The organism is Sutcliffiella horikoshii, from assembly GCF_021991925.1.
GTDB lineage: Bacteria > Bacillota > Bacilli > Bacillales > Bacillaceae_I > Sutcliffiella_A > Sutcliffiella_A horikoshii_F.
The window spans coordinates 359,538-384,915 of the sequence record NZ_RXZI01000001.1 but is presented as its reverse complement, the minus strand read 5'-3'; the positions used below and the strand labels follow the sequence as shown (position 1 = coordinate 384,915).

Genomic DNA, 25,378 nt, shown 5'->3' with positions numbered 1-25,378 from the left:
TCGTTCTCCACCTCCTTATTTTTAAAACTTACACTTTTAAGATTCCACCTGTATTCGCTGAAGTTACGAGTGCTGCATATCTTGCAAGGTAACCACTTTTCACTTTTGATTCTGGTGGGTTCCAGTTCTGCTTCCTTGCTTCAAGTTCTTCACTCTCTACTAATAAATGAATGGAGCGTTTCGCCAAATCAATTTGGATGATGTCTCCGTTTTCCACAAAGGCAATTGGTCCACCTTCTGCCGCTTCCGGAGAGATGTGTCCGATTGAGATGCCTCTTGATGCCCCAGAAAATCTTCCATCCGTGATGAGTGCCACTTTTGTGGATAATCCCCTTCCTGCAATAGAGGAAGTCGGTGCTAGCATCTCTGGCATTCCTGGGCCGCCTTTTGGCCCCTCGTACCTGATGACTACTACGTGCCCTTCACGGACTTGACCACTATTAATGCCTTCTTGTGCCTCATCTTGTGATTCGAAAATGATGGCTTCTCCTGTAAAAGTTTTAATAGATGGATCTACTGCTCCAACTTTAATGACCCCTCCGTTTGGTGCAATATTGCCAAACAGGATGCTTAGTCCACCTACTGGACTATAAGCATTATCTTTCCTTCGGATAACTTGATCGTTAACAATTTGCGCGTGGTCCACCACTTCCTTGATGGTTTGACCGGAAATGGTGATTCTATCTGGATGGATGGCACCTTCCATTTTGCATAATTCTTTGATGATGGCACTCACCCCACCTGCCTCATGGACATCTTCCATGGAGTAGTCTGATGCCGGACTTACTTTGCATAGATAAGGAATTCTTTCTGCAATTTTATTGATATCCTCTAACTTGTACTCAATTCCAGCTTCATGCGCAATGGCAAGTGTATGTAGGACGGTATTCGTCGATCCGCCCATTGCCATATCCAGTGCAAAAGCGTCGTCGATTGCTTCTTTAGTGATGATATCTCTTGGTCTAACATCTTCTTCGATTTGTCTCATGAGATGCTTTGCGGCATCTTTGATCAGTTGGTGGCGTTCATTGGAGGTTGCCACCATGGTACCGTTACCAGGGAGGGCCACTCCGAGCATTTCCATCAGGGTGTTCATGGAGTTTGCCGTGAACATCCCTGAACATGATCCACATGTCGGACACGCGCTTGATTCAATTTCCAACAGCTCTTCCCGGGACATCTTACCGGAAAGTACGCTGCCTACTCCTTCAAAAACAGATACTAAGGATAATGGTTTACCATCCTTCGTTCTTCCAGCCTCCATCGGCCCTCCTGATACAAAAACAGCAGGTACGTTGGTCCTTGCAGCGGCCATCAGCATACCAGGTGTGATCTTGTCACAGTTCGGGATGTAAAACACGCCGTCAAACCAATGGGCATTGATGACTGTTTCCGCCGAATCTGCGATAAGTTCCCTACTTGGTAGGGAGTAACGCATTCCGATATGCCCCATGGCAATTCCGTCATCCACTCCGATTGTGTTGAATTCGAAAGGTACTCCTCCCGCTTCCCTGATAGCTTCCTTTACTACTTCTGCGAATTTATTCAAATGCATATGCCCCGGGATAATATCCACATAAGAGTTACAGACACCGATGAACGGCTTATCCATATCCTCCGCCTTTACCCCTGCTGCATGCAACAAACTTCTATGTGGTGCTCTATCGATACCTCTCTTGATCGTATTACTTCTCATCGGTTGCTTCACTCCTTTTAAGGGGGTCAGACCCCTTTTAATGCTTTAACGTGTTGAGGGTCAGACCCCTTTTATCACTTTAATGATTCAACGCTTCACCTAACAACACTCCTCCGTTGATTTCCCAGCCTACTTGGGTTTCTTCTGGGTAGACTTTGTGGCCGTCTTCTACGACTAGTTGGCGGAAGCGGTTTAGGATTTTGTGGGTTTCTTTGCCTGGTTTTCCGTCTGCGATTTTTCTGCCGTCCAGGCTGATAACCGGGATAACTTCGGCTGCGGTTCCTGTTAAGAACACTTCATCTGCTACATATACATCGTGTCTTGTAAATGGTTCTTCTCGAACGTCATAGCCCATTTCATTAGCAAGATCGATGATGGCGTTTCGAGTGATGCCTTCCAGTGCTCCAACATAGCTTGGTGGCGTTAATAGTTTGTTGCCCTTCAGGATAAAGATGTTCTGTCCTGATCCCTCTGCGACATAACCCTCTGTGTTTAACGTAAGTGCCTCATTGGCACCAGCCATATTTGCTTCTGCTTTTACCATGATGTTGTTCAAATAGTTAAGTGATTTTACTTTCGGACTTAGGATATCTGGGCGGTTCCTGCGAGTAGGAACCGTCACCATCGTAATCCCTACGTCGTACAGTTCTTTTGGGAATAGTGCCAGTTGCTCAGCAATGACAATCAGGTTTGGAGTTTTACATTTTGTGGGATCTAAACCGAGATCGCCGATTCCCCTTGATAGGACCAGTCGAATATAGGCCGTATCATGCAATTTGTTCTTTCTGAGGGTCTCAACGATAATATCCTCTAGTTCAGACATCGTATAGGGGACGTCCAATAATACAGATCTTGCAGAATCATATAATCTTTCAAGATGTTCGCGAAGACGGAATACATTTCCGTTGTACATTCGGATTCCTTCAAAAACGCCATCGCCATATAGGAACCCATGATCATATACAGATACAACTGCCTTCTCTTTTTCTACTAGCTGCCCATTCATATAGATGTATCTACACATAACTAATCTCCTCTTTCTACTTTTTATTGTTTGAATATTCTGACATATAACAGTTTAAAAGTTGCCCCTTGGTCAGGTTGAATAAACGTCAAGCGTTTATCAGAACCTATCCGTAGAGGCTTTTTTCCTCGCGGTGTACACCATCTGTCAAGATCGTGCTGGTATCGCTCGGACCAGACATGATAGGAAAAATGGTTGATATAGAAAGGAGTATTTCTTTCTTGCACTACCACTTTACTTTCCTGAAATCACCGGAACCCTAGACACCCTTCTGATAAGAGAAATGTTATTTCATTTATCAATGTTTCTTTGAGTTGATGTTATTTTAATACCGTCTATACAGGCCGTCAACACCTAATTTCAGATAATTCTAATTTTACAGATAATATAAAAACGCTTTCATTTTTGTTGTGATAACAAAGAAAACGCTTACAAATGTTTGTTAAATTTTTTTACATACCCTTCTTTTTTTCTCTCAAAACATAAAAAAAGAACGAGTTACCCCGCTCTTTTCCCAGACAAACTATCATTATATCAATAAATTAAATAGCTGTTTATCTTTGTTAATTTCGATATAGGTGAAGCCTTTCTTCTCCATTCGTTCAATAATGGCAAAATAATCGTCAGGCTTTCGTAATTCGACTCCAACCAACACCGGCCCCTTGTCTCGGTTATTTTTCTTGGTGTACTCAAAACGTGTGATATCATCTGTTTCTCCCAGGACATCCTCCATAAATTCCCGCAATGCCCCTGCACGCTGAGGGAAGTTGACAATAAAATAGTGCTTAAGCCCTTCATAGATCAGGGACCGTTCTTTCATTTCCTGCATGCGGTCTAAATCATTGTTTCCACCACTTACAATACAGACTACCGTCTTTCCTCTAATCTCATCCCTGTAAAAATCAAGTGCTGCAATGGACAACGCTCCCGCCGGCTCGGCAATAATGGCGTTTTCGTTGTATAAATTAAGAATAGTGGTGCACACTTTTCCTTCTGGTACCAATACCACATCATTGACGAGGTCTTTTGTCATTTCAAACGGGAGTTGTCCCACCTGCTTGACAGCTGCTCCATCTACAAAGCTATCAATCTCATTTAATCGCACCACTCCATTTTGAGCCAATGATTGCTTCATACCTGGAGCCCCGAACGGTTCCACACCAATCAATTTTGTATGTGGACGCTTTTCTTTCAAATAGGATCCCACACCTGAGATCAGTCCGCCGCCGCCTATACTCATAAACACATGAGAACATTCTTCCTGCAATTGCTCAGAAATTTCCAAGCCAACAGTTGCCTGTCCGGTAATGGTTAATCGATCGTCAAAGGGGTGGATAAACTTCATCCCTTCCTTTTCGCAAACTTCCATTGCTTGCTGATAGGAATCATCATAAGTATCGCCTGTAAGGACGACTTCTGTAAACTTCCCACCAAAAAACTCTACTCGTGACACTTTTTGTCTTGGGGTAGTGGTTGGCATAAATATCTTCCCTTTAATGCCGAGCTTTTTGCACGCAAAGGCAACACCTTGTGCATGGTTGCCTGCACTGGCACACACCACACCTTTTGCACGCTGTTCCTCTGTTAAACTATGGACCGAATAGTATGCTCCTCTAATTTTAAAGGATCTTACCATCTGTTGATCTTCCCGTTTAAGGTATACTTTACAGTTATATCGTTCTGAGAGAATGGTATCCAACTGAAGCGGGGTTCTGACAACCACATCCTTCAGTACCTCATAGGCATGTTCCACTTCATCTGTTGTCACTCTTGTTTGTACCGCTTTTGCCATTCTTACCGCTCCTTTCCTTTTGTGAAAAATGAATATTGTGAATTATTGTACAACAAGTACTTTTAAAAAGTCACGATGAATTTTCCGAATAAACATTAAAAAAGCATTCGACAGCTTTAACTCGTTGTCGAATGCTCTGCTAAAATTTTATTGTATTTTTCTAGTCGCTCTGACTTTTTCATTCTCGGACAGGTATAACATAAGTGCCCGCCCTCTGTTTGATAAGCAAGACAACACGAAGGTTTTAAAGGCATTGGGTCATGTAAATCCCATGGATTCTCAATAAATATAAGTTTTTTTGCATAGGGATGTTTTTCGGTCAACACTCCCATGCAGGAAGAAGGAGTTGCTTCTTTAAACATTTCCACGTTTTTTTCGTATTGCCTGACATACCTATCTAAAAGGCCTGAATGCTTCATACGATCTGAGATCCAATATAGACTATGGGTCGCCTGGTACCACATATGTAAAAGGTTGTTGTTAGTTGACATAGCTTGCAACAGCATATATACGGGCTTCATTTTTACTTTATAAAAATCCTCCACCCACTCACTGCTTCCTTTTTCAACTAAGTCTTCCGATTGAATGATAAATGAGATCAGCATCGTCCCACGCTGATTTTTATATAATTGAAGTTTAATATTTCTAGCGTTGACCTTCCATCCATCAGATGATAAGAAATGCATCGATCCACATAAATATCCAAACCACCCCGCAAGATACATGACGGTCACGTCCTTGGTCGTTGCCTTAATTCCTGCACCATAAATGTTTAAAAGTTTTTGTAGAATTTCAGAGTCTCTCAACTCACATATCCGACATTCCCAGACAACATCCGCTTTCTCTTCATTCGACACGTAAAAGAAATTCTCCATCTGTTCCCATGTCCACCCTTGCTCTTGACGCTCCATCTTCTCCCTCCTTTTATATACGGAAATTTTCGTAAACTTTGTTACTTTTACAAATTATTAAGCCAACCATACTAGTGCTTTACACCGTGCTCTTTTCTAAATGACTAAATTTACTGCTTGCATTTCTAGAGTATGATGGCAGTAAAAAGTCCAACTGCCGACTTTTTACGAGTTAATAGCAACAATCTCTTAGAATAGAGCCTTATAAAAAGAAGGCTGACAACATATGTCAACCTTCCTTATTTCTATTACATTTCTTCCATATACTTTACGATATCTTCTAATAGTAGGTTTGCAGCTTTAATCCCACCAGAAAGATTCCAGATGATTTCATCTACTTTATATGCAGAATCCGTTTGAGCAACATTCAGCTTTTCATAAAGGGGATGTTGCATCCAAGCTTCTTGCATTTTGGTTCCGCCTTTTTCCTCATCGTAATCTGCATTGAAATAGAACATAACGTCCCCATCCATGCTGCTCATCTGTTCTTCTGTAATAACTTCCATGAAATTATCCTTATCTTGTGCTTCTGGACGTGCAAATCCTAAATCAGAAAGGATGGTTCCTGCAAATGTATCTTTTTGATAAATACGAACCGTTGTTGGCAAGAAGCGGACAACCGAAACTTCCATATCCAATTTATCGCTTAACTTCCCTTTTACTTCTTCCACATGCTTATCATAGTTTGCCATTGCTTCTTTGCCTTCTGTCTCTTTGTTCAACGCTTTTGCATAAAGTTCAAAGTTTTGCTTCCAGTCTCCTGCTAAATCTTCTGAGAATACAGTTGGTGCAATCGCTTCTAATTGTTCATAGATTTCTTCATGACGGATTTTATTTCCAATGATCAGGTCTGGTTGAAGACTTGCAATGGTTTCAAGGTTCGGTGCCGTTTCTTCGCCAAGCTCCGTTACCCCTTCCATTTCATCTTTAATATGAGCATACCACTCATTTCCTACACCGGGACTAGCAGCGCCCACTGGTGTTACCCCCAGTTCCAATACAGCTTCTGTTCCTTCATTAGTCAGTACCACGACTTTTTGAGGTGTGTTTTCAATGATTGTTTCCCCCATTGCATGTTGAACCGTGTATTCTGTCGACTCTTCTGTTTTTGCTGCTTCATCGTCTTTAGAACTGTTTTGACCCGTATTGCTCCCTGTATTGTTTGCTCCGCATCCAGCTATTAATAATGCCAATATACTGAAAGTAAGCAGTAATTGAATAAGCCTTTTATTCTTTCTCATTTCTATCTCCCTCTCTTTTGACTGTAGATCAGCCTATGTAATTGATAATGATTTTCATTATTATTATAGGGCTCATAGACTAGGAATACTATGCACTTTTTAAACATTTTGCATGGACTTTTTATCAAACTTTTCTTTTCCAAGCACCTTTCCGGACAAGGTTCCACTGGTTTGTTACAATATGCTTTATTAATAAATGAAAAAATGAAAGCTTGTATGAAAAGAGGGATTACAGTTGTTGAACAGTGGGTTAGTGCTTGAAGGCGGAGGTATGCGAGGGGTATATACTGCCGGAATGTTAGAATATTTTATGGAAAAGGACTTATACTTTCCATATGTGATTGGTGTTTCTGCCGGAGCATGCATGGCAGCTTCTTATTTATCCAGACAGCCAGGGAGAAACAAAAAGGTCAATATTGACTTTGTTGGAGACCCACGGTACCTTTCCTATCGGAACTTTTGGAAAAAACGGCAGATGTTTGACATGGACTTTTTGTTTGATGAAATTCCTAATAAACTTGTTCCTTATGACTATGAAACATTCTTGAAGAGAACCGAACAGTTTGTTGTGGTGACTACGGATTGTCTGACTGGCGAACCAATATACTATAATATGGACCAGCATGGAGAGGATATGCTTCAGCTTATTCGCGCATCAAGTTCCCTTCCCTTTGTCGCACCAAGTGTAGCATATCAGGACAAAGTACTCTTAGACGGGGGAATCATAGATCCCATCCCGCTAAAAAAGGCACAAAAAGATGGTTTTGAGAAAAATGTCGTCATTCTGACAAAGCCTGTTGGATATAAAAAGAAAGCAAGCCGATTTTCTTCACTTTTTAAATACAAGCAATATCCAATCATATCAGAGCGTCTACAGACACGTTACAAACTCTATAATGACACATTGGACTATGTTGAAATGGAGAGGGAAAAAGGTTCCACTTTTGTATTTCAGCCAAGCAAGCCGTTACCTGTTGGCAGAATGGAACGTAAGAAGGAACGTCTCCAATCCCTCTATGAACTAGGATATGAGGATGCGAAAGACAACTACAAGAAGCTCCAAGAATTTTTACAAAATTAAGATAGAAATTGGTGAGACAAATGGCATCACACGTTGCCGAATATAAAGAACTAGAACAACCCGTCATAGAAGAAAATAAAATCATCCTCATCTGGAGCGCCACCGTTTGGCTGGTTGTCATGAATACGACCATGTTCAATGTTGCCTTACCTAGTGTATTGCGCGAGCTGAGCCTATCCTCCTCCACCGCTTCCTGGATTGTATCTGGCTATTCCATTGTGTTTGCCATATCAACCTTGACCTATAGCAGGTTATCGGATTTTTTGCCCATTAGAAAGTTGTTAACCTTAGGGCTTGGCTTGTTGGCCATTTCCTCGATCATCGGGTTCCTTTCGCAGGATTTCATATGGCTATTGGCCGCAAGACTATTGCAAGCTGCAGGTGCCGGGGCTGTGCCGGGTTTGGCCATGGTGTTGGCGGGACGATATATCCCCATTTCTAGGAGGGGAAAAGCGATGGCCTTTATCTCTTCTGCCGCTTCCCTCGGATTTGGACTTGGCCCGGTAATTGGGGGACTCATCACCCAATACTTAGGTTGGCATTACCTTTTTGTAGTGACAGGATTCGTTTTACTGCTCCTTCCACTATTCCGAAAACTTTTACCAAATGAAAAAACACAGAAAGTGAAATTTGACTACCTAGGTGGTTTGTTAATTGGTCTTGGCGTGACAGGACTTTTACTTTTCCTATCAACTTTTTTGATCCCAATTTTAATCGTGAGTATTGCAGCCCTAATATGGCTTTGGCGACATATCCATAAAGTCTCCACGCCATTCATTCAACCTGCACTATTGAAAAACAAGCAGTTTGTGAAGTTGTTAGGAATCGGATTTGGAGCATTCGTCACCCACTTTTCCGCTTTATTTCTAATGCCGATTATGCTGGCGGTGATCTTTAACAAGGAACCAGCAACCATCGGATTGCTTATCTTCCCGGGAGCGATTCTTTCTGCCATTGCCGCTCAATTTATCGGCAGATTTATCGATCGCTTTGGCAATATGCCACTGATTTTGTTCGGTCAGCTATTTTTAATCATTTCTACCCTTTCATTTGGATTATTAGGTGATCTCTCCCCTTATGTCATTTTGGTTACCTATATGTTCATGAGTACAGGATTTTCAGCACTCACTTCCAGCATTTCCAATGAGATATCCAGGATTATGGATAAATCGGAGCTTGGAGCAGGAATGGGAATCGCCCAACTTGTCCAGTTTTTCGGCGGTGCCTTTGGAGTGGCTTTAACTGGGTTGTTGATAGTATGGCAAGGAAACATACCTGTTGATGAGATTTACCGCAATATCTTCTTGGGGGTCACAGGGCTATTGTTACTTACATCGATTGTGTTTTTACAATATAAAAAAAATAAAAAGTCCTGATGTAATAATTAGAGAACTATTAAACCAATTAGAATTAAGATACAATTTGCAATGGGGGGGTCAGATGAAAAAAACAGGATTAATTCAATATATTGTTGCCGTGATTTTGACCTTTAGTTTTATCGCAGGCTGTTCGAATTCAGCAACGGAATCACAAGAAAAAGCTAAAAACATAACTACCATCAACACTTTTTTGAAAAATGAATTTTCAGGACCTAGTGAAGAGCTGAAACAAGCACTTGCGCAAGACGATATTTACCCACCTGAATTACAAAACTATATAGAAGAAAATTATGAAATGCTAGTAGATGATATCGGAAGATTTATTAGTACAAATTCTATATTGGAATATTTAAGGATTGCATATGAAGCGGACTATCAGTTACTCCCCAAAGATATTTCGATACATAATATAAACGAAACTGAAATCGATGCCTACAATTTCGAGGTTGACGTGGAATACAATAAGGATGGACAAATAAATACAGCAACGGTCACTGGGGTCATCAACATCAATAAGGAGGGAAAAATTTCGTCCATTAGAAATAAGGATGATGATGGACTTTTAGTAAAATTAAGAGAGTAATAAAATATACCTAACCGACAGTCCCTATGTGACTGTCTTTTTTATTGCCTCCATTCCATTTTCTCAGTAAAATAAAGTATGTTAAGAAATAACTACCAAAAATGGAAGAAGGACTTGCATGCAAAAAACACCTTATTTAATTCACTTCAATGAAAAAGACCGCGAAGAAATCGGAAGCTATTATGATTTTGGTTACGTGGTAAGCAAACTGAAAAATGCTCTATATCACAAATATGGCACTGACTTTCATCTGTACGCGGATGATGAAACATCCAATGAGATTTGGGAAGTACTTGAAGAGGACTTAGAGATACATCCAGAAAAAGTGGAAGCTGTTACCCACGTATTTGATGGATTGGAAACAAGAACGATTTCCTCCAATCATAATCAAGATCAGCTAGAGTTTATCATCAAACCACGTCTTTCCAACACCCTATATTACTATAAAGAATATGAAGTAGCCGTTGTCCGATGCCCTATTTTTCAAACCCATACAGAGACCATCCATGATTTTATTTTGGCCAAAAATAATGATGGCCTCTTAACCTTTTTAAACTATGTAATTAAAAGAAAGCGGGACTACACGAAAAACTATGTCACCGTCTTTACCGATACGGAAAACGGTATTGAAAGTACGAAAGAGAAAATCACCACATTTGTTACTCGTGATGATGTTTTTTTGGAAGAATCTCTTAAAAAGGAAATCTATCGTTCTATCGACGAGTTCTTTACAGATAGCGGCTCCTTCTTTAAAACATATGACATTCCCTATAAGAGAGGGATCTTGCTTTACGGAAAGCCGGGTAATGGAAAAACTACATTGGTGAAGTCGATTGCCAACAGCATTACTGCTCCTGTTGCCTATTGGCAGATAACGGAGCACACTTCCAGTTACTCCGTCCATGAAGTGTTTTCTACTGTTAACAGAATGACACCGATGGCTTTGGTAATCGAGGATATTGATTCGATGCCGATTGAAGTCAGGTCCGTCTTTTTAAATACACTGGATGGTGCCACTTCCAAAGAAGGGATCTTCTTAATAGGAACTACCAACTATCCTGAAAAAATTGATCCCGCACTCATCAATCGCTCGGGACGTTTTGACAGAGCATACGAAATTAAACTTCCTACTCTGGAACTAAGAGTGGGTTATTTGAAAAAGAAGAAGATGCTCCAATTCATTTCGGAGGAAGAGATAAGAAAGATCAATCAGCTGACAGATGGGTTTTCTTATGCACAGCTAAATGAGCTGTACACTTCCGTCGCCTTGCAATGGCATTATGAAAAAGCTGTCGACGTGGAAAAGATTTGTGCAGATCTTCAAGCAGATAATAAAAAGAAGAAAAACTTCAAATGGGATACAGATGCGGAACAAGTAGGATTTATCAGATAAGAAACGCAAGAGACCTTTGCTGATTAGCAAAGGTCCCTTACTTTTAACTGGACTAGTCCCAGTAGTTGAATAAAAATTCCCCAAGTGTTTCTGGTTTCCAATGTTTGATACTATAAATTTCCCAGTCAGTTAATGAGCGATTTATTTGTTCTTTTTGAAAAGGCTTGTTAAGTTCCTCTACCCGGTAGACTTTATATGGGGGAGGAAAGTAGGATGCTAACTTATGATGATCAATGAATTTCTTTGGGTAGCTATCCACCTCATGGGTGAAAGCTATATGATAATCATTACATAGAATGAAAATGGGACCATCCTTTAATTCAAACTTCACTGCATGATAGCTGCACATACCAAGCTCTTTGTGAACATGGGGCTTCACATGCAAAACGCCTGCTAAATGTTTACATAAATGATGAAAAGAGACAAAATCAAACGTACTGTGCTCCTCTTCGGGGAAAACCGTTAATTCGCATCTCCCAATAACACCAAGCTTTCTTTCGACTTGAATTGTATGCTGGCTAACTTCTGGGCTAGCGAATAACTGACTGAAATCATTTGGAGAAAGCAGGCCAGGTCTCTCATAACCGTCCTGATCATACGCAAAGGTATGGCCCCAAACATTTTCTCCTTCCATTAACAAATAGGTGAAGTGAAGTATTTCATCATTTAACTTGATGGTGACTTGAACGTCATAACTATTAATAAAAGTACCATCCGTGCAGGGTACTTGGTGATTGTATGTTAGACTCGTGTTTATGATTTTCATTTTTGCATTCCTCTTTTTTTGATTTCTAACTATATATTAGATGTGGGAATACATTTATCCTGCTATATGAAAATAAAGCCACCGGTTCATCCCGGTGGCCCCAGACTGTTGACAAACCCTAATAACCTTTAGATTTGTATTTAACTGTTGATCTTCGTTCCAGGCGCTTCGCTTTCCTGCGGGGTCTTCCCTATCCCTTCCTCCCGAGGGAGTCTTCGCGTCTTCCACTACGATCAACCTGAAAACTGCTATATATTTTGCTTTGTCTACACACTGAAGCCACCGAATAATCCCGGTGGCTCATCAATCAATATCTTTCCCCTTTATCAAACTTCTCTTGCGCTTGAGCAGTTCGCTTCGCATAAGGCAGTGCTTCTAATCGTTCATATGGAATCTCTTCACCTGTATCCACACAAGTTCCGTATGTACCTTCTTCCATTCTGGCTAAAGCTTCATCAATCTCACCTAGCAATTTCTCATCAATTTGCTCAAAGGTTTGTTCCTGCTCTCTTTCCACTCTTTCGGCGTTCCCTTCTGCCAAATGATTGCCGATTCCAGAAGTGATTTCTCCTGTAGATTCGCGCAGGGACTCGTCCAATATACTGTTTTCCTGTTTTCTCTCTATGCTTTCTTTCATCTTTTCCAGTTTGACTAGAAGTAATTTCTGCTTTTCTTTAGTTAATGTCATATCTATCTACTCCCTTCATCTAGTGAAGGTATACCCTCAGTAGCCAGGAATAAAACAAACTGGTATTTCAAGATAAGATTTCTGTCAATGCTTCCTCTATCTTGGCGTACTTAAATTGATAGCCCTCTTGTTCCAATCTTTCTGGAATGACCCATCTGCTTTTCAGGATCAACTCTGTTTCCGTCCGAATGACGACAGCCCCGACCTCTAGCATCCATCTTGGTGAAGGCAACCCAATCTTTCTATTCATCTTCTCCCTCATCTCAGCCATGAATTGCTTGTTCGAGATAGGATTTGGAGCAGAGCAATTGAACACTCCCTTTAAGTCCTTTCTATCCCTAATGAAAAGTATGATCTTATAAACATCCTCGATATGTACCCAGCTGAACATTTGCGTTCCTGGCCCTTGGACTCCACCCAGGCCAAATCTAACAAGGTTTTTAAATGGTGTCATAACCCCACCATCTTTTCCTAGTACAATGGCAATTCGCAATGCAACCTGTCTTGTTTGGGATAAATTAAAATCAAAGAATGATTTTTCCCATGCTTTTGCCACCTCGACTGAAAAGCCCTCTCCTATTTCACCGTTTGTTTCCGTCATCGCCCTGTCTTCCGCATGTCGATAAATAGTTGCTGTACTGGAGTTGATCCATAACTCTGGAGGATTTTGAACACTTTCGATTGCTTTTCCAATGATTTTAGTCGTCTCCGTCCTCGAATCAAAAATCTCCTTTTTATTTGTCTCATTATAGCGGCAATCCACGGACTTTCCAGCCAGGTTTATGACCAATTCCGCATTCTCGACTGCATCTCTGATTCCTTTTGTATCTGTCCAAGATAGGTGTTTAGGTTGTCTTGAAATTATGATAACTTCATAATTCTGTTGGATAAATTGCTTTTCCAGGTATTTACCTATAAATCCGGTTCCTCCTGCGAGAACAACTTTTTTCTTCAATAGGGGTACCTCTCTTCTACGTTTTATTTACGGAATCTAATACCTCGACACGCCTCTCGATTAGGAAGTATCTACCATTTTATTTTAACATATTTATAGTGGGAAGTTATTGGATTGGTAGAAGAGGTGTATTTTTGCTTAGAGAAAATCTACTTATCTCTTTAATTTGGTTTTATAGTTCGTGGGGAGGGAAACGAAAAACTAGAAGGAAGGAGGTATCAAATGCTTTCAAGCATACTTATAGGGATGACCATTGTGTTTTTAGCGATGAATCTATTCTATTTTTTTACGAATAAAACATACAAAAAAAGCTATGTCCATATGGATCTTTTTCTAAAACTGTTCTTTGTAATGGTTGGCATCACCTTTGGATTCGCTGTTCTGTATTATCTGTTGTCCGGCAATGAAGTCATACTAAGGATTTCTGACAAGACCGGAGACCAGGCACCAGAGGATTTTCTAACCTTCCTTTATTTCAGCGGGGTTACGATGCTCTCCGTAGGATATGGCGATCTTATCCCCGTTGGGAGTGCGAGATTCTTTGCTCTAATTCAAGCAAGCTTGGGTCTATTGCTTCCCACTGCCTACTTTATGAAAGCTATGAATAGCTCATCTGAAGGGGAGTAAACAAATTTAAGGAGGAGAATACGAAATGAAAAAATCAGAGCAAAACAATAAAGATTTATCCAGGGAACAAAAAAACAAGAAGAACAAACCAGATCAGGATATCGACCCTCAAAGGGAGACACCTGATAAGAAAAAAAATAAAGAGAGCGAAAAAAATCCGGATGATTTCGAGTAGAGCACCTAAAAAAATGGAATATACTCATATTTAACTTGTGGATGACCGGTTTTCCTTTAGGGCTGACCCTCAGTCCCTTTTTTAACTCGGGAGGCTATGATTATGAATACCACACCATATATACTGTTGCTTTTAATCGGCTATATAATTTTCACCATTGATAAGAAAAAAGAGGATATTCCGGTTCCCCCGATTCTTGTGCTGATCGGTATTGGCTTGTTTTTTATCCCTTATTTCTCATCCATTGAAGTTACAAAAGATGTGATTTATCACCTCTTTTTACCGGGTCTATTGTTTGTTTCGGCCTATCGCTTTCCACCCGCGGCATTTAGAAGAAATGGTGGCATTATTGCTTTTTTGGCAACAGTAGGAATTCTTATAACGGTATTTGTTCTTGGTATGGTGATTTATGCCGTTAGTATCCCTATTGTATCGATATCTTTTGTGGGCTGCCTGTTGATTGCGGCCATACTGACTCCTACCGACCCTGTCTCCGTTACGTCCATTCTGGAGAAGGCGTCTGGAAAACGGATGATGGCGGAAGTGGTGGAAGGAGAGTCTTTCATAAATGATGGAACAAGCATTGTATTGTTCACCGTCATTTCGGGCATCTATCTGAAAGATGGAAAATCTCTAGGAGTCGGGACGTTTTTAGGGGAGTTCCTTTATGTTTCCCTTGGAGGGATATTCATTGGGTTAGCAATCGGTTGGCTGTTCAGTAAGGCGATATACATTACCCACCATAAAGAGTATCAGGTTACACTGAGTATCATCCTTGCCTATGGCGCATTCAATTTTGCTGAGCAATTCGGATTTTCCGGAGTGCTTGCTACTGTTTTTGCCGGAATCATGCTCTCATTCGAATTTGACCGTTCCATTAAGGATGACCACTTCCGAGAATCTCTTGACGGCTTTTGGGGGGTAGTGGAAATCTCCATTCTATCTCTACTATTCCTGTTTATTGGAATAGTGGCCGGTCAACACTTATCGTTTGACTACTGGGGGCTTGCCATACTGATTTTCCTGGCTTCGCTCATTGTAAGGCTGCTCATTGTAACAGGTTCAACCCAGCTCGTTCAGCCATGGAGAAAGAAGTTCGGCTTTAAAGAATCCATCCTTTTGAGCTGGTCCGGCCTGAGAGGGTCCATGTCCGTTTTCCTGATCTTGAGCCTTCAGGCAAAAGAGGCGGACAATACCGGCCTGATCATATCTTTATCGTTTGCCGCAGTGCTGATTTCTTTGGTTGTTCAAAGTATTGGCATTCATCCCTTATCAAAGAAATTGCTCAAATAAAACCAGAACGAGGAAGGTGTTGTTATCATGATGGAAATCGAGAGATATTTTCAATCCAATTATGAGGAATCACGAAAGGAATTTTTAGGCCACTTGGAAAAAATCAGGAACATATGGCCTGAAGCGAAGTTGACAAGTGAAAACGTAGGAAACGAAAAGGATAACGCGATTGATATGATTTATTCAGAACCCCTCTCCTCTAATGAACAAGTCCTTTTCTTCACCACAGGGGAACACGGTATCGAAGGCTATGCCGGGGCAGCCGTCACCCATCTTTTTGTGGATGAATACCTGAAACGAATAGACCCACAAACAACCGGCATCTGTCTGATACATGCCTTAAACCCTTGGGGAATGAGGAACTTCCGCAGGGTAACAGAAAATAATATTGACCTAAACCGAAATTATTTGTACAACCCTGATTCTGTGCCGAAGGATGTGAACAGAAACTTTGCCAAAGCAAAGGATCTTTTTCTACCGAGCGGAAAAGTCCAACATGTTAAGAAGGAAAAAACAGACCTGTACACCCAACTGACCAAAGCATCTTTTAAGGAGGGCTACAGTGGAATAAGTGAGGCAAAAGGCATGGGACAGTTCGAGTTTGAGAGAGGAGTGTATTTCGGAGGCAAGAGACCGGAAGAATCTGCCAAGTTCCTGAAGAGTGTGCAGAAAAGGCTACTTTCCACCTATTCACGTGTCATTCATATGGATTGGCACACTGCTCTAGGTCCATCAAATGAAATTACCATGGTGATGTCTGATACCGATTCACGCGATGAAGAGGAATTAAAATCATTGTACCCATTAAAAAACATTCAAAAGTTTTCACCGGAAAAAGTGAAGGGCGATTCCACCAACCACTTCCATAAAATAAAAAAAGAAGAGCATCCAGATACGTATCTCTTCTCGGCCCTTTTTGAATTCGGTACCTTTGGAGATGACAAGGAGGCCGAGTTGCGCGAATTCACCACGATCCTTCTCGAAAACCAGCTCTATTGGTATGGCGCAGAACGGGAAGAGGACAGACAGTGGGTGTTGGATGAATTCAAGAAGATGTTCTACCCGGAAGACAGGGAGTGGAGAGAATCCGTCTTGAAGGAAGCCCGTTTAGGATTTGAGGCAGTCTTGGGAAGAGAGGGAATAGTAAAGTAGTACAGGATGAAAACTGGCATTGACTTTTTAAGTTGATGTCAGTTTTGAAATTCTATGAGGAAAAAAGCCTTTCAAAAAATTGAAAGGCCTGTCTCCTTATAGGATCCCTTTACTCCACCGTACTTTTCATCTCTTTCTCCACGATATCCCTTAGCGCCCTCTTTAGGAACTTCCCTACTGATGTCTTCGGTATTTCTTCCATGAAGATAACTTCGTCCGGCAGCCACCATTTAGCGAACTGTGGGGAAATGAAATCGATGATCTCCTGTTTTTCTACTTTGCCGACAAAAGCATCTTTTAGCACGACGCAAGCGACAGGTCTTTCCTGCCACTCGTCATGGGGAATGGCTACGACGCTTGCTTCGAATACTGCCTCATGTGCCATGATCGCATTTTCCAGGTCGACAGAAGAAATCCATTCACCACCGCTTTTAATTAAGTCTTTTGTGCGGTCAACAATTTTTACAACTCCTTCTTGATCCACAGTGACTACATCACCTGTGTGAAGCCATCCATCTATAAAGGCATCTGCTGAACGCTCGTCCTTATAATACTCGTCCGCTATCCATGGGCCGCGGAGGCATAACTCTCCCATTTCTGTGCCGTTCCATTCCACTTCCCCTTCCGCACCGATAATTTTCATCTCAAGGCCAGGAACCAACAACCCTTGCATCGAACGGATATCCAGCATTTTCTCTTCGTCTAAATCTGTTTGATGACTTTTCAGCCTAGAAACGGTAGCAAGTGGCGTCGTTTCCGTCATGCCATATGCATGTAAGAAAGGTATGCCGTATTTTGTTTCAAAGGCCTTGATCATCCCTCGAGGTGCTGCAGATCCGCCACACAATATTGCCCGAAGGCTTGATGTGTCATAAGATCCTTTTTCCAACTCATTCAATAGACCAAGCCAGATCGTTGGAACACCGGCAGTTAATGTAATATTCTCGCTCTCTATTAATTCTGCTAAAAGTTGCGGAGTGAACTGTGGTCCAGGAAGCACTTGTGTGGTACCAAACCAAGTAGCGGCAAACGGCAATCCCCAAGCATTTGCATGGAACATCGGTACTACCGGCATGCAAGTATCATATTCTGACAGCCCTGCTGTATCTGCCAAACCGAGTGCATAGCTATGAAGAACCAAGGAACGGTGGGAGTAGACGACACCTTTCGGATTACCGGTTGTTGCGGAAGTATAACAAATTCCGGCCGCGTCGTTTTCATCGATATCTTTTACAAAGGAGAAGTTAGGGTCCCCTTCTTCTAATAAATCTTCATAAGAAAATACAGGATGTAAGGAAGTCGATGGGAGCTCTTCTTTATCTGTCATGATGATGAATGCCTTCACAGTTCCCAATTGATCCTTTACCCGCTCTACTAACGGCAGCAAGTCTTCATCTACAAAAAGCACCACATCTTCTGCATGGTTGACAATATAAGACACATGCTCTGGAGCCAGCCGGATATTTATCGTATGAAGCACTGCCCCCATTCCCGGAATCCCAAAATAGGTTTCTAAATGACGGTGATGATTCCATGCGAAAGTTCCAACTTTATCGCCTTTATGCACCCCTAGTTTTTCAAGGGCACTGGATAATCGGCGTGTCCTCTCGCCAATTTTCCGATAGGACAAACGCTGTACACCAGATAGAGTTCTTGAAACAATCTCTTTATTCGGGAAGAATCTTTCCGCTCTCTCCAACATGGAACTGACGGTCATTGGTACATTCATCATTTGACATTACCCCTCTCGATTAATGAATTTGACTTACATTATAGCTCTTCGAGCAATCTCCTTGTATGTTCTCCCACAGATGGTGCAGGCTTGAATTCGTTGGAACTTCCACTATGCATAGCAACCTTCACATTTCCTTTAACATCATGAAAAATACTAGCATTCTCTAGAAAATATGGATAACTTGAAAGTTCCCCTACTTCCAACACCGGTGTTAAGCAGCAATCAACCTTTTGGCTAAAAGTTGTCCACTCTTCAAAAGTTCGACCTGCAAACAACTTTTTCATATCGGTTGAAACAGGATTACTTTCTCTTCTAACGGAAAAATGGGCGCCAATCCATTCTTTCCGGTCCACCGCTTCACAGAAATTCTGCCAAAACTTATTTTCTAGTGCACCGAGCGCCATAAACCGCCCGTCCTTCGTTTCATAGATTCCATAGCTGATAAGTTCCCCATTCAGTAACTTGATGCCCTGCTGCTCCCCTGTTTCTTGATGAATCATGAGATGTGTTCCCATGAAGGAAGCGGCAACGTCCGTCAGACTGATAGAGTGATAGCCTCCAAGACCTGACCTCTCTTTTTTCCATAACAGTGCCAGCACCATTTCACAAGCAGCCATACTGCCGAAGTAGTCTGCTATAGTGAGGGAAGGTTGGATGGGGCGGCCGTATTTATCCTTTAACTGTGCCAGCAACCCGCTCAATGCCATATAATTGATGTCATGGCTTCCAAGCTTACTCCATCTACCATGGTTCCCATAGCCTGTAAGGGAACAATAGATGATGTCAGGCTTATGGAGTTTAACCGTTTCATAGTCAAGACCGAACCTAGCCATGACACCAGGTCGAAAGCTCTCCATAATAACATCGGAACCTTCAACCATACGCATGATTTTATCCCTGTCACCCTCGTTTTTCAAATCGACGGAAACACTCATCTTCCCATGATTATTAGCGAGATACACCACACCGGTTCCATCTCGCTTCACCCCTGTGTGGCGGGCGGGATCTCCTTTCACCGGTTCCACTTTGATGACCTCTGCTCCAAGATCCGCGAGACGTTGCGTGGCATATGGGCCAGGTAGATAGTTGGTGAAATCAAGTATTCTAATGCCTTCAAGCAATTTTTCAATCATCGGGATGGTGTTTCTCCTGTAACTAGTTCCTCCATCTGCTTCCTCAAAACAAACTTTTGTATTTTTCCGCTCGCATTTCGAGGCAGAGCATCTACAAACATATACTTTCGCGGGCGTTTATAGCGAGCAAGCTCAGAACTGTTTAAGCAGAAGGCATCCAGTTCCTCCTCTGTCAAACTATCATTCTTTTTCACCACAAACGCGGTTACCGTCTCTCCCCAGCGATCATCAGGGAGACCCACAATGGCTACATCCAACACAGCAGGGTGTTCATAAAGGACATCCTCGACTTCCCGTGGATAGATATTCTCCCCACCGCTAATGATCATGTCATCCACCCGGTCTTTTACATATAAAAAGCCTTCTTCATCCAGATAACCAATGTCCCCTGAATGGTACCAGCCTTTATACATGGCAGCCGCCGTCGCTTCCTCCCTGTTAAAATAAGCGCTCATGATACATGGGCCTTGTACGAGTATTTCTCCAGCTTCTCCTGCAGGCAACATATCTTCAGGATCACTTGGTCCATCTTCGTTCGGACGTACAATCCGTATTTCATGATTCAGGCAGGCCTGGCCGGCGGAACCAGCTTTCCTGAGCTGATCTCTTTCAGATAGGAAGGTGATTGCTGGCCCCATTTCGGTCATGCCGTAAGCCTGCACAAGAGAAATTCCCAACATGTCGTGACAAGCCCTGACAAGTGCAGGTGCCATTGGGGCAGCTCCGTATAAGCCTAGGTTCAGGCTACTCAAGTCATACTCATTGAAGTTTTCTTGTAGCAGCATATTCCACATAGTAGGGGCGGCAAAAAACTTTGTCACCTTCTCCTCTTGGATCAGCTGGAGCACCTTTTTGGGTTCAAATTGATGGAGGATGACATTTTTCCCACCAACATGGATTCTTGGGATGACAGCACAGTGCAGTTCCGCGCAATGGAACATAGGGGCTGTCACGAGTCCAATGTCCTCCGCTTCAAGCTTTGTTGCCGTAATAACGATTAAGCTTTGTTCAGCCATATCTCTATGTCGATGAACAACGCCTTTTGGTCTTCCAGTCGTTCCGCTTGTGTACATGATCGCATAAGTGTCATTTTCCAAGACATTGATGGATACTTCATCAGTGGAGGCAGATTTCAACCTTTCATGATAAGAGGAGGAGTAACTGGTTTCTTCCCCATCAATAATCCAGAACCCTGTTTCTTCAAAGCGCCCCGCAATGGAAGCGACAACAGGTTCCAACGCTTTTTCATACATCACGACTTTCGGTTTTGCGTCGTTTAATATGAACGCGACTTCTTCTGGCTGCAAGCGGAAATTGATTGGATTGAAGACTGCACCGATTTTTGCACAAGCAAGCATCGTTGTTGCCAGTTCCTCTGTATTAAAAAGTACCGTGGACACCCTGTCCCCTTTTTTCACGCCTTCTTCCATTAGAGCATTGGCTAACCGGTTCACTACCACATTCCATTCTTTGTAGGTATAACGTACATTTTTATTCACATCATAAAGTGCTTCTTTATCCGGAAACTTTTGTACTGTAAGATCAAAGATTTTCCCAATCGTTATCGACATCTTCATCCTCCTACTTTTTGTAAAGTATCAGTCAAGCCTTTCAATGATGGTTGCGTTTGCCATTCCATGCCCCTCGCACATTGTCTGCAGGCCGTACCTCCCACCAGTACGTTCGAGTTCATGCATCATACTGATCATAATCCTTGCACCACTAGCCCCTAGAGGATGGCCTAATGCAATTGCTCCCCCGTTCGGGTTGAGTTTTGCCGGGTCAGCACCTGTTTCCTTCAACCATGCCATCGGAACAGGAGCAAAGGCTTCATTGACTTCAAACACATCAATGTCATCAATGGACAGGCCTGATTTTTGCAGCACTTTTTCCGTTGCCGGAATCGGCCCTGTCAGCATCAAGGTTGGATCAGAACCGACCACTACTCTTGTATGAACTTTAAAACGCGGCTTTAATCCAAGTTCCATTGCCTTTTCCTTTGTCATCAACAGAAGCGCCGCAGCTCCGTCACTGATCTGGCTTGCGTTTCCTGCGTGGATCACACCACCTTCTTTGAACACGGTTTTTAATCCTCCAAGCGCCTCCACCGATGTTTCCTTGCGAGGCCCGGAATCCTCCTTCATCACAAAGGTCGAGCCATCCTCCAATGTCATCTCAATCGGCATAATTTCTTTTGCAAAATAACCCTCAGCTTGCGCGTTCAATGCTTTTTGGTGGCTTTCATAAGAAAAGGTATCTAACTCCTCGCGAGTGAATCCATACTTCTCGGCAATTCTTTCCGCGGAAAGCCCCTGATTGATGATTTCATATTTTTCCTGAAGCCTTTCACTGAATGGCACTTTTTGATAGTTGGATCCCATCGGCACTCGTGTCATATTCTCTACTCCACCGGCTATCACGACATCCATGTCCCCTGAAAGAATGGCCTGTGCCGCAAAGTGGACAGCCTGTTGACTGGACCCGCATTGACGGTCAAGCGTAATACCTGGCACTTCTATTGGAAATCCTGCAATCAAAGCGGCCACCCTTGCAATATCCCCAGCCTGTTCACCAGACTGTGTCACACACCCCAGAATCACGTCTTCCACAATTCCAGCATCAATTCCAGCACGATTTACAAGCTCTTTCAGTACTTCCCCCGCCAAATCATCTGGTCGGTAATCCTTCAGTAACCCTTTCCTTCTCCCTACTGGCGTTCGTACCCCTTCTACAATGACGACCTCTCTCATGATGAAAAATCTCCCTTCCTACAATCCCAAGTTTTTGGCAATAATCGTTTTCATAATGTCATTGGTTCCTGCATAAATACTGGCAACAGGAATGTCACGATATCTTCTTGCAATCTTGTATTCTTCCATATAACCGTACCCTCCATGAAGCTGCATGCACTGAGTCGCAATGTTCCTTGCAATCTCGGTGAGCTTCCATTTTGCCATCGACACCTTTGTCACCACATTTTCCCTGGCAATATGATCGGCGATGAGCTGGTCGAGGAAGGCTCTTCCCATTTCCACTTCTGTTGCCATTTCGGCTATTTTAAACTGAGTATTCTGAAATTGACTGATAGGTTTGCCGAATGCTTCCCTGCTTTTCACATAGTCAATCGTGGATTGCAGCATTTCTTCTGAGGCAATTTGTGCTCCAATGCCCACTAACAGCCTTTCTTGCTGCAATTTATCCATTAAGTATAAGAACCCGCGACCTTCCTCCCCAAGAAGGTTTTCCTTAGGAACCTTACAATCCTCAAAAAATAACTCGGCAGTATCTTGCGAGTGAAGCCCCACTTTGTCCAGTTTTCGTCCTCTGGAAAAGCCTTGGTGTCCTCGTTCAATAACAAGCAGACTGACCCCTCTATGTTGCGGTTGAATTTCTGAGTCCGTCTTCACTGCTACAATTACCAAATCTGCATGGATTCCATTCGTAATGAACGTTTTTGCTCCGTTTACGATATAATGGTCCCCTTCTAGTCTTGCCGTAGTTTTGATATTCGCAAGATCGGACCCAGTCCCAGGCTCTGTCATCGCAATAGCCGTAATTGTTCGACCAGCCACACAAGAAGGTAACCATCTCTGCTTCTGCTCCTCTGTCCCGAAACTCGTGATGTAAGGAACGACGATATCATTGTGAAGGGCAACACCAATCAGGCCTGTTCCAACACGTTCGAGTTCTTCGTTGATGACGACTGAATATCCCCAATCAGTTTCACTTCCCCCGTACTTTTCATCAATATCAGGACAAAGATAGCCCTGTTCCCCCATCTTCGTCCAAAACGAACGAGGAATAATGCGATCACTCTCCCACTCATCATAAAAAGGAACAGCTTCCCTTTCCAAAAACTTGCGCAAAGACTTTCTGAATTGTTGATGATCCTCTGTTAAGTATGGATGTTTTCTTGGTTCTTTTTTCGTTGAAAGCGATTTCAAATTACTCCACCCCCTATGCTTTTACTTGATTTAATTGCTGTCTTAGCTGGTATTTCAGTATTTTTCCTGATGCATTTCTCGGCAGCATTTCTTCCACAAAAATTCTCCGTGGAACTTTGTAGCCTGCGAGCTTCTGTCGGCAGAATTGTTTCAGTTCCTCTTCATTAATCACTTGATCCTTATGAGGAACGACAACTGCACATACCGCTTCCCCCCAGACCTCATCCGGTAGACCGATAATGGCTGCTTCAAGAACTTGAGGGTGTTCGTACAACACTTCCTCTACCTCAATGGAATAAACGTTTTCTCCTCCAGAGATGATCATGTCTTTTTTGCGGTCCACTAAAGTGATATTACCTTCTTCGTCAACGGTGGCTAAATCTCCTGTATATAACCATCCATCTTTTAACGTTGCTTTTGTTTCTTCCGGTTTTTTATAATATTCTTTCATGATGGATTCTCCTTTTAGGACAAATTCGCCCACTGCGCCAACTTCAGTATCATGGCCAATTTCATCAACCACTCTTGCTTCTGTCAAAAACGAAGGCTTTCCATTTTTGCCGAGGTGTTTTTTATGACCATTAGGGTCTAATAATATCCCGTTTGGTCCTGCCTCCGTTAAACCGCATAGATTAAAAAATTGGTCGTTTTTGAATAAGTTCATACTCTTTTTCACAAGTTCCGGTGCCATTGGGGCAGCTCCATACCCACAGCGCTTGATGGAAGAGAGATCATAACTGTCCGCATTCGGTACTTGTAAAAGAAAGTTGAACATGGCCGGCACTCCAAAGAAATGAGTAATCTTATGTTCCTGTATCGCTTGAAGTGTATGAACTGGATGAAAATCACGGTGAATGAAATGTGTCGCTCCAAGCACCGTACCCGATACAAGGAACAAGTTCAGTTGCGCAGAATGGAACAAAGGTGCGATATGTAGAAAGCGCTCTTGCTGATTGATTCCCATACTAATCATCATGGAAAGGCCGACATTAAAGATTCGCCTGTGGTCGAACAAAGCACCTTTAGGACGACCAGTTGTACCTGAGGTGTATAAAATCTCCAAATCGTCCGTTTCGAGGACTTCTACATTTGGTTCTTGTTCGTTAGAAGATAGCACTTCTATATATGACCTGTTTTCAGCTATAGATGGTGTTCCTACCACTATTACTTTTTCCACATTACTGCTTACCATCGCCTTTACAATAGTTTCTTCGAAATCTTCGTCACAGATAACTACTTTCGCTTCTGATTGCTTCAATATATATTGAATTTCCGAAGCGGTTAGACGGAAGTTCATCGGTACGATAACGGCGCCGATCTTTGCTCCTGCAAAATAGGAAAAAACAAAGGTATCTGAGTTTTTCATCATGAAAGCCACTTTGTCTCCTTTTGAGATACCTAGGTCTAATAAACCGTGTGCAAGTTTATTCACTTCCCTGTTGAACTGGTCGTAATTATACTGCCTCCCCTCACAATCAATAGCAAGCTTTTCCGGCACCTTCCTGGCATTTTGCGATAAATACATTCCCATGTTCATACACGTTCCTCCTTTTTAATTAATTCAACTAAACTTATGCAAGAACTGTGCCAAGGCGGAGTGTTAGCTTATATAGGGTTCCTTACTTACCCCTTTTGCTCTGATTTTATAAAAGCGTCCAATATCTGGACACTTCTATGTTTACGCTGTATATGATGGATGAGATTGTACAAACTACCTCTAAGTCGACCTAGAAGGTGATTAATGTGTTTGTACAACTTGTAATGTGGTCTTTTTTATTACTTCCATGGCTTTTACTGATTCCACTGGATA

The 25,378-nt window shown here is 42.3% G+C and carries 22 protein-coding genes; 8 read left to right on the top strand and 14 right to left on the bottom strand.

All coding sequences use genetic code 11. The features are described from left to right. Positions 1 to 28: 28 nt before the first annotated feature. The 5 genes from ilvD to EKQ44_RS01805 form a co-directional block, all read right to left on the bottom strand. A complete protein-coding gene (gene ilvD / locus EKQ44_RS01825; RefSeq protein WP_237661814.1) occupies positions 29 to 1,696 on the bottom strand; it encodes a dihydroxy-acid dehydratase in 1,668 nt (555 codons plus the stop codon). A 79-nt stretch (positions 1,697 to 1,775) separates the two neighbouring features. Next, positions 1,776 to 2,720: a branched-chain-amino-acid transaminase gene (gene ilvE, locus EKQ44_RS01820; RefSeq protein WP_237661813.1), complete on the bottom strand. Its 945-nt coding sequence runs from the start codon at positions 2,718 to 2,720 to the stop codon at positions 1,776 to 1,778. A gap of 529 nt (positions 2,721 to 3,249) precedes the next feature. Beyond that, positions 3,250 to 4,512, bottom strand: coding sequence for a threonine ammonia-lyase IlvA (gene ilvA, locus EKQ44_RS01815; RefSeq protein WP_237661812.1), 1,263 nt, complete (start codon positions 4,510 to 4,512; stop codon positions 3,250 to 3,252). 116 nt (positions 4,513 to 4,628) lie between these two features. Then, complete coding sequence (locus tag EKQ44_RS01810; RefSeq protein WP_237661811.1) at positions 4,629 to 5,423, bottom strand: (2Fe-2S)-binding protein; 795 nt, start codon at positions 5,421 to 5,423, stop codon at positions 4,629 to 4,631. Between the two features lie 248 nt (positions 5,424 to 5,671). Then, a complete protein-coding gene (locus tag EKQ44_RS01805) occupies positions 5,672 to 6,664 on the bottom strand; it encodes an ABC transporter substrate-binding protein (protein WP_237661810.1) in 993 nt (330 codons plus the stop codon). Between the two features lie 235 nt (positions 6,665 to 6,899). Between EKQ44_RS01805 and EKQ44_RS01800 the strand changes: the two genes are divergently transcribed. The 4 genes from EKQ44_RS01800 (at position 6,900) to EKQ44_RS01785 (ending at position 11,100) form a co-directional block, all read left to right on the top strand. After that, on the top strand, positions 6,900 to 7,745 hold the full coding sequence (locus EKQ44_RS01800; RefSeq protein ID WP_237661809.1) for a patatin-like phospholipase family protein: 846 nt from the start codon (positions 6,900 to 6,902) through the stop codon (positions 7,743 to 7,745). A 20-nt stretch (positions 7,746 to 7,765) separates the two neighbouring features. After that, positions 7,766 to 9,121 carry an MFS transporter gene (locus EKQ44_RS01795; RefSeq protein ID WP_237661808.1) on the top strand — a complete coding sequence of 452 codons (1,356 nt, stop codon included), beginning with the start codon at positions 7,766 to 7,768 and terminating at the stop codon, positions 9,119 to 9,121. A 64-nt stretch (positions 9,122 to 9,185) separates the two neighbouring features. Beyond that, on the top strand, positions 9,186 to 9,707 hold the full coding sequence (locus EKQ44_RS01790) for a hypothetical protein (protein WP_237661807.1): 522 nt from the start codon (positions 9,186 to 9,188) through the stop codon (positions 9,705 to 9,707). A 118-nt stretch (positions 9,708 to 9,825) separates the two neighbouring features. Beyond that, positions 9,826 to 11,100: an AAA family ATPase gene (locus EKQ44_RS01785; RefSeq protein WP_237661806.1), complete on the top strand. Its 1,275-nt coding sequence runs from the start codon at positions 9,826 to 9,828 to the stop codon at positions 11,098 to 11,100. 52 nt (positions 11,101 to 11,152) lie between these two features. Here EKQ44_RS01785 and EKQ44_RS01780 read toward each other — a convergent pair whose 3' ends face one another. From EKQ44_RS01780 to EKQ44_RS01770, 3 genes are all read right to left on the bottom strand, one after another. Beyond that, positions 11,153 to 11,866, bottom strand: coding sequence for a hypothetical protein (locus EKQ44_RS01780; protein ID WP_237661805.1), 714 nt, complete (start codon positions 11,864 to 11,866; stop codon positions 11,153 to 11,155). A gap of 307 nt (positions 11,867 to 12,173) precedes the next feature. Continuing rightward, the gene (locus EKQ44_RS01775; protein ID WP_237661804.1) at positions 12,174 to 12,554 is read right to left on the bottom strand and encodes a TraR/DksA family transcriptional regulator; all 381 of its coding nucleotides are present in this window, start codon (positions 12,552 to 12,554) and stop codon (positions 12,174 to 12,176) included. Between the two features lie 67 nt (positions 12,555 to 12,621). Beyond that, positions 12,622 to 13,509, bottom strand: coding sequence for a TIGR01777 family oxidoreductase (locus EKQ44_RS01770; protein ID WP_237661803.1), 888 nt, complete (start codon positions 13,507 to 13,509; stop codon positions 12,622 to 12,624). A 222-nt stretch (positions 13,510 to 13,731) separates the two neighbouring features. Here EKQ44_RS01770 and EKQ44_RS01765 point away from each other — a divergent pair, with 222 nt between their 5' ends. The 4 genes from EKQ44_RS01765 to EKQ44_RS01750 all read left to right on the top strand — a co-directional run bounded on the left by EKQ44_RS01765 (position 13,732) and on the right by EKQ44_RS01750 (position 16,756). Then, complete coding sequence (locus EKQ44_RS01765) at positions 13,732 to 14,136, top strand: ion channel (protein ID WP_237661802.1); 405 nt, start codon at positions 13,732 to 13,734, stop codon at positions 14,134 to 14,136. A gap of 25 nt (positions 14,137 to 14,161) precedes the next feature. After that, positions 14,162 to 14,311, top strand: coding sequence for a hypothetical protein (locus tag EKQ44_RS01760; RefSeq protein WP_237661801.1), 150 nt, complete (start codon positions 14,162 to 14,164; stop codon positions 14,309 to 14,311). 102 nt (positions 14,312 to 14,413) lie between these two features. After that, complete coding sequence (locus EKQ44_RS01755) at positions 14,414 to 15,604, top strand: cation:proton antiporter (RefSeq protein ID WP_237661800.1); 1,191 nt, start codon at positions 14,414 to 14,416, stop codon at positions 15,602 to 15,604. Between the two features lie 27 nt (positions 15,605 to 15,631). Further along, a complete protein-coding gene (locus EKQ44_RS01750) occupies positions 15,632 to 16,756 on the top strand; it encodes a M14 family metallopeptidase (protein ID WP_237661799.1) in 1,125 nt (374 codons plus the stop codon). A gap of 109 nt (positions 16,757 to 16,865) precedes the next feature. Here the strand turns inward: EKQ44_RS01750 and EKQ44_RS01745 are convergent, their stop codons facing one another. Genes EKQ44_RS01745 through EKQ44_RS01720 form a run of 6 tightly spaced genes read right to left on the bottom strand, consistent with a single transcriptional unit; the run spans position 16,866 to position 25,105 of the window. Further along, a complete protein-coding gene (locus EKQ44_RS01745) occupies positions 16,866 to 18,488 on the bottom strand; it encodes a long-chain fatty acid--CoA ligase (protein ID WP_237661798.1) in 1,623 nt (540 codons plus the stop codon). A 38-nt stretch (positions 18,489 to 18,526) separates the two neighbouring features. After that, positions 18,527 to 19,624, bottom strand: coding sequence for a CaiB/BaiF CoA transferase family protein (locus tag EKQ44_RS01740; protein ID WP_237661797.1), 1,098 nt, complete (start codon positions 19,622 to 19,624; stop codon positions 18,527 to 18,529). Then, a complete protein-coding gene (locus EKQ44_RS01735) occupies positions 19,621 to 21,195 on the bottom strand; it encodes a fatty acid--CoA ligase (protein WP_237661796.1) in 1,575 nt (524 codons plus the stop codon). The genes EKQ44_RS01740 and EKQ44_RS01735 overlap by 4 nt, the downstream gene beginning before the upstream one ends. 27 nt (positions 21,196 to 21,222) lie before the next feature. After that, positions 21,223 to 22,374 (bottom strand): thiolase family protein, encoded by a 1,152-nt coding sequence (locus EKQ44_RS01730; protein WP_237661795.1) that lies wholly within the window; start codon positions 22,372 to 22,374, stop codon positions 21,223 to 21,225. Between the two features lie 18 nt (positions 22,375 to 22,392). Next, on the bottom strand, positions 22,393 to 23,568 hold the full coding sequence (locus tag EKQ44_RS01725) for an acyl-CoA dehydrogenase family protein (RefSeq protein WP_237661794.1): 1,176 nt from the start codon (positions 23,566 to 23,568) through the stop codon (positions 22,393 to 22,395). A 13-nt stretch (positions 23,569 to 23,581) separates the two neighbouring features. After that, positions 23,582 to 25,105, bottom strand: coding sequence for a class I adenylate-forming enzyme family protein (locus tag EKQ44_RS01720; protein WP_237661793.1), 1,524 nt, complete (start codon positions 25,103 to 25,105; stop codon positions 23,582 to 23,584). Positions 25,106 to 25,378 lie beyond the last annotated feature (273 nt).

Coding starts and splice junctions, on each gene's coding strand:
- EKQ44_RS01810 (WP_237661811.1), bottom strand. CDS start 5,423: ATGGAGCGTCAAGAGCAAGGGTGGACATGGGAACAGATGGAGAATTTC.
- EKQ44_RS01745 (WP_237661798.1), bottom strand. CDS start 18,488: ATGATGAATGTACCAATGACCGTCAGTTCCATGTTGGAGAGAGCGGAA.
- ilvE (WP_237661813.1), bottom strand. CDS start 2,720: ATGTGTAGATACATCTATATGAATGGGCAGCTAGTAGAAAAAGAGAAG.
- ilvA (WP_237661812.1), bottom strand. CDS start 4,512: ATGGCAAAAGCGGTACAAACAAGAGTGACAACAGATGAAGTGGAACAT.
- EKQ44_RS01755 (WP_237661800.1), top strand. CDS start 14,414: ATGAATACCACACCATATATACTGTTGCTTTTAATCGGCTATATAATT.
- EKQ44_RS01775 (WP_237661804.1), bottom strand. CDS start 12,554: ATGACATTAACTAAAGAAAAGCAGAAATTACTTCTAGTCAAACTGGAA.
- EKQ44_RS01750 (WP_237661799.1), top strand. CDS start 15,632: ATGATGGAAATCGAGAGATATTTTCAATCCAATTATGAGGAATCACGA.
- EKQ44_RS01735 (WP_237661796.1), bottom strand. CDS start 21,195: ATGTCGATAACGATTGGGAAAATCTTTGATCTTACAGTACAAAAGTTT.
- EKQ44_RS01730 (WP_237661795.1), bottom strand. CDS start 22,374: ATGAGAGAGGTCGTCATTGTAGAAGGGGTACGAACGCCAGTAGGGAGA.
- EKQ44_RS01765 (WP_237661802.1), top strand. CDS start 13,732: ATGCTTTCAAGCATACTTATAGGGATGACCATTGTGTTTTTAGCGATG.
- EKQ44_RS01780 (WP_237661805.1), bottom strand. CDS start 11,866: ATGAAAATCATAAACACGAGTCTAACATACAATCACCAAGTACCCTGC.
- EKQ44_RS01805 (WP_237661810.1), bottom strand. CDS start 6,664: ATGAGAAAGAATAAAAGGCTTATTCAATTACTGCTTACTTTCAGTATA.
- EKQ44_RS01790 (WP_237661807.1), top strand. CDS start 9,186: ATGAAAAAAACAGGATTAATTCAATATATTGTTGCCGTGATTTTGACC.
- EKQ44_RS01760 (WP_237661801.1), top strand. CDS start 14,162: ATGAAAAAATCAGAGCAAAACAATAAAGATTTATCCAGGGAACAAAAA.
- EKQ44_RS01785 (WP_237661806.1), top strand. CDS start 9,826: ATGCAAAAAACACCTTATTTAATTCACTTCAATGAAAAAGACCGCGAA.
- EKQ44_RS01795 (WP_237661808.1), top strand. CDS start 7,766: ATGGCATCACACGTTGCCGAATATAAAGAACTAGAACAACCCGTCATA.
- ilvD (WP_237661814.1), bottom strand. CDS start 1,696: ATGAGAAGTAATACGATCAAGAGAGGTATCGATAGAGCACCACATAGA.
- EKQ44_RS01720 (WP_237661793.1), bottom strand. CDS start 25,105: ATGAACATGGGAATGTATTTATCGCAAAATGCCAGGAAGGTGCCGGAA.
- EKQ44_RS01740 (WP_237661797.1), bottom strand. CDS start 19,624: ATGATTGAAAAATTGCTTGAAGGCATTAGAATACTTGATTTCACCAAC.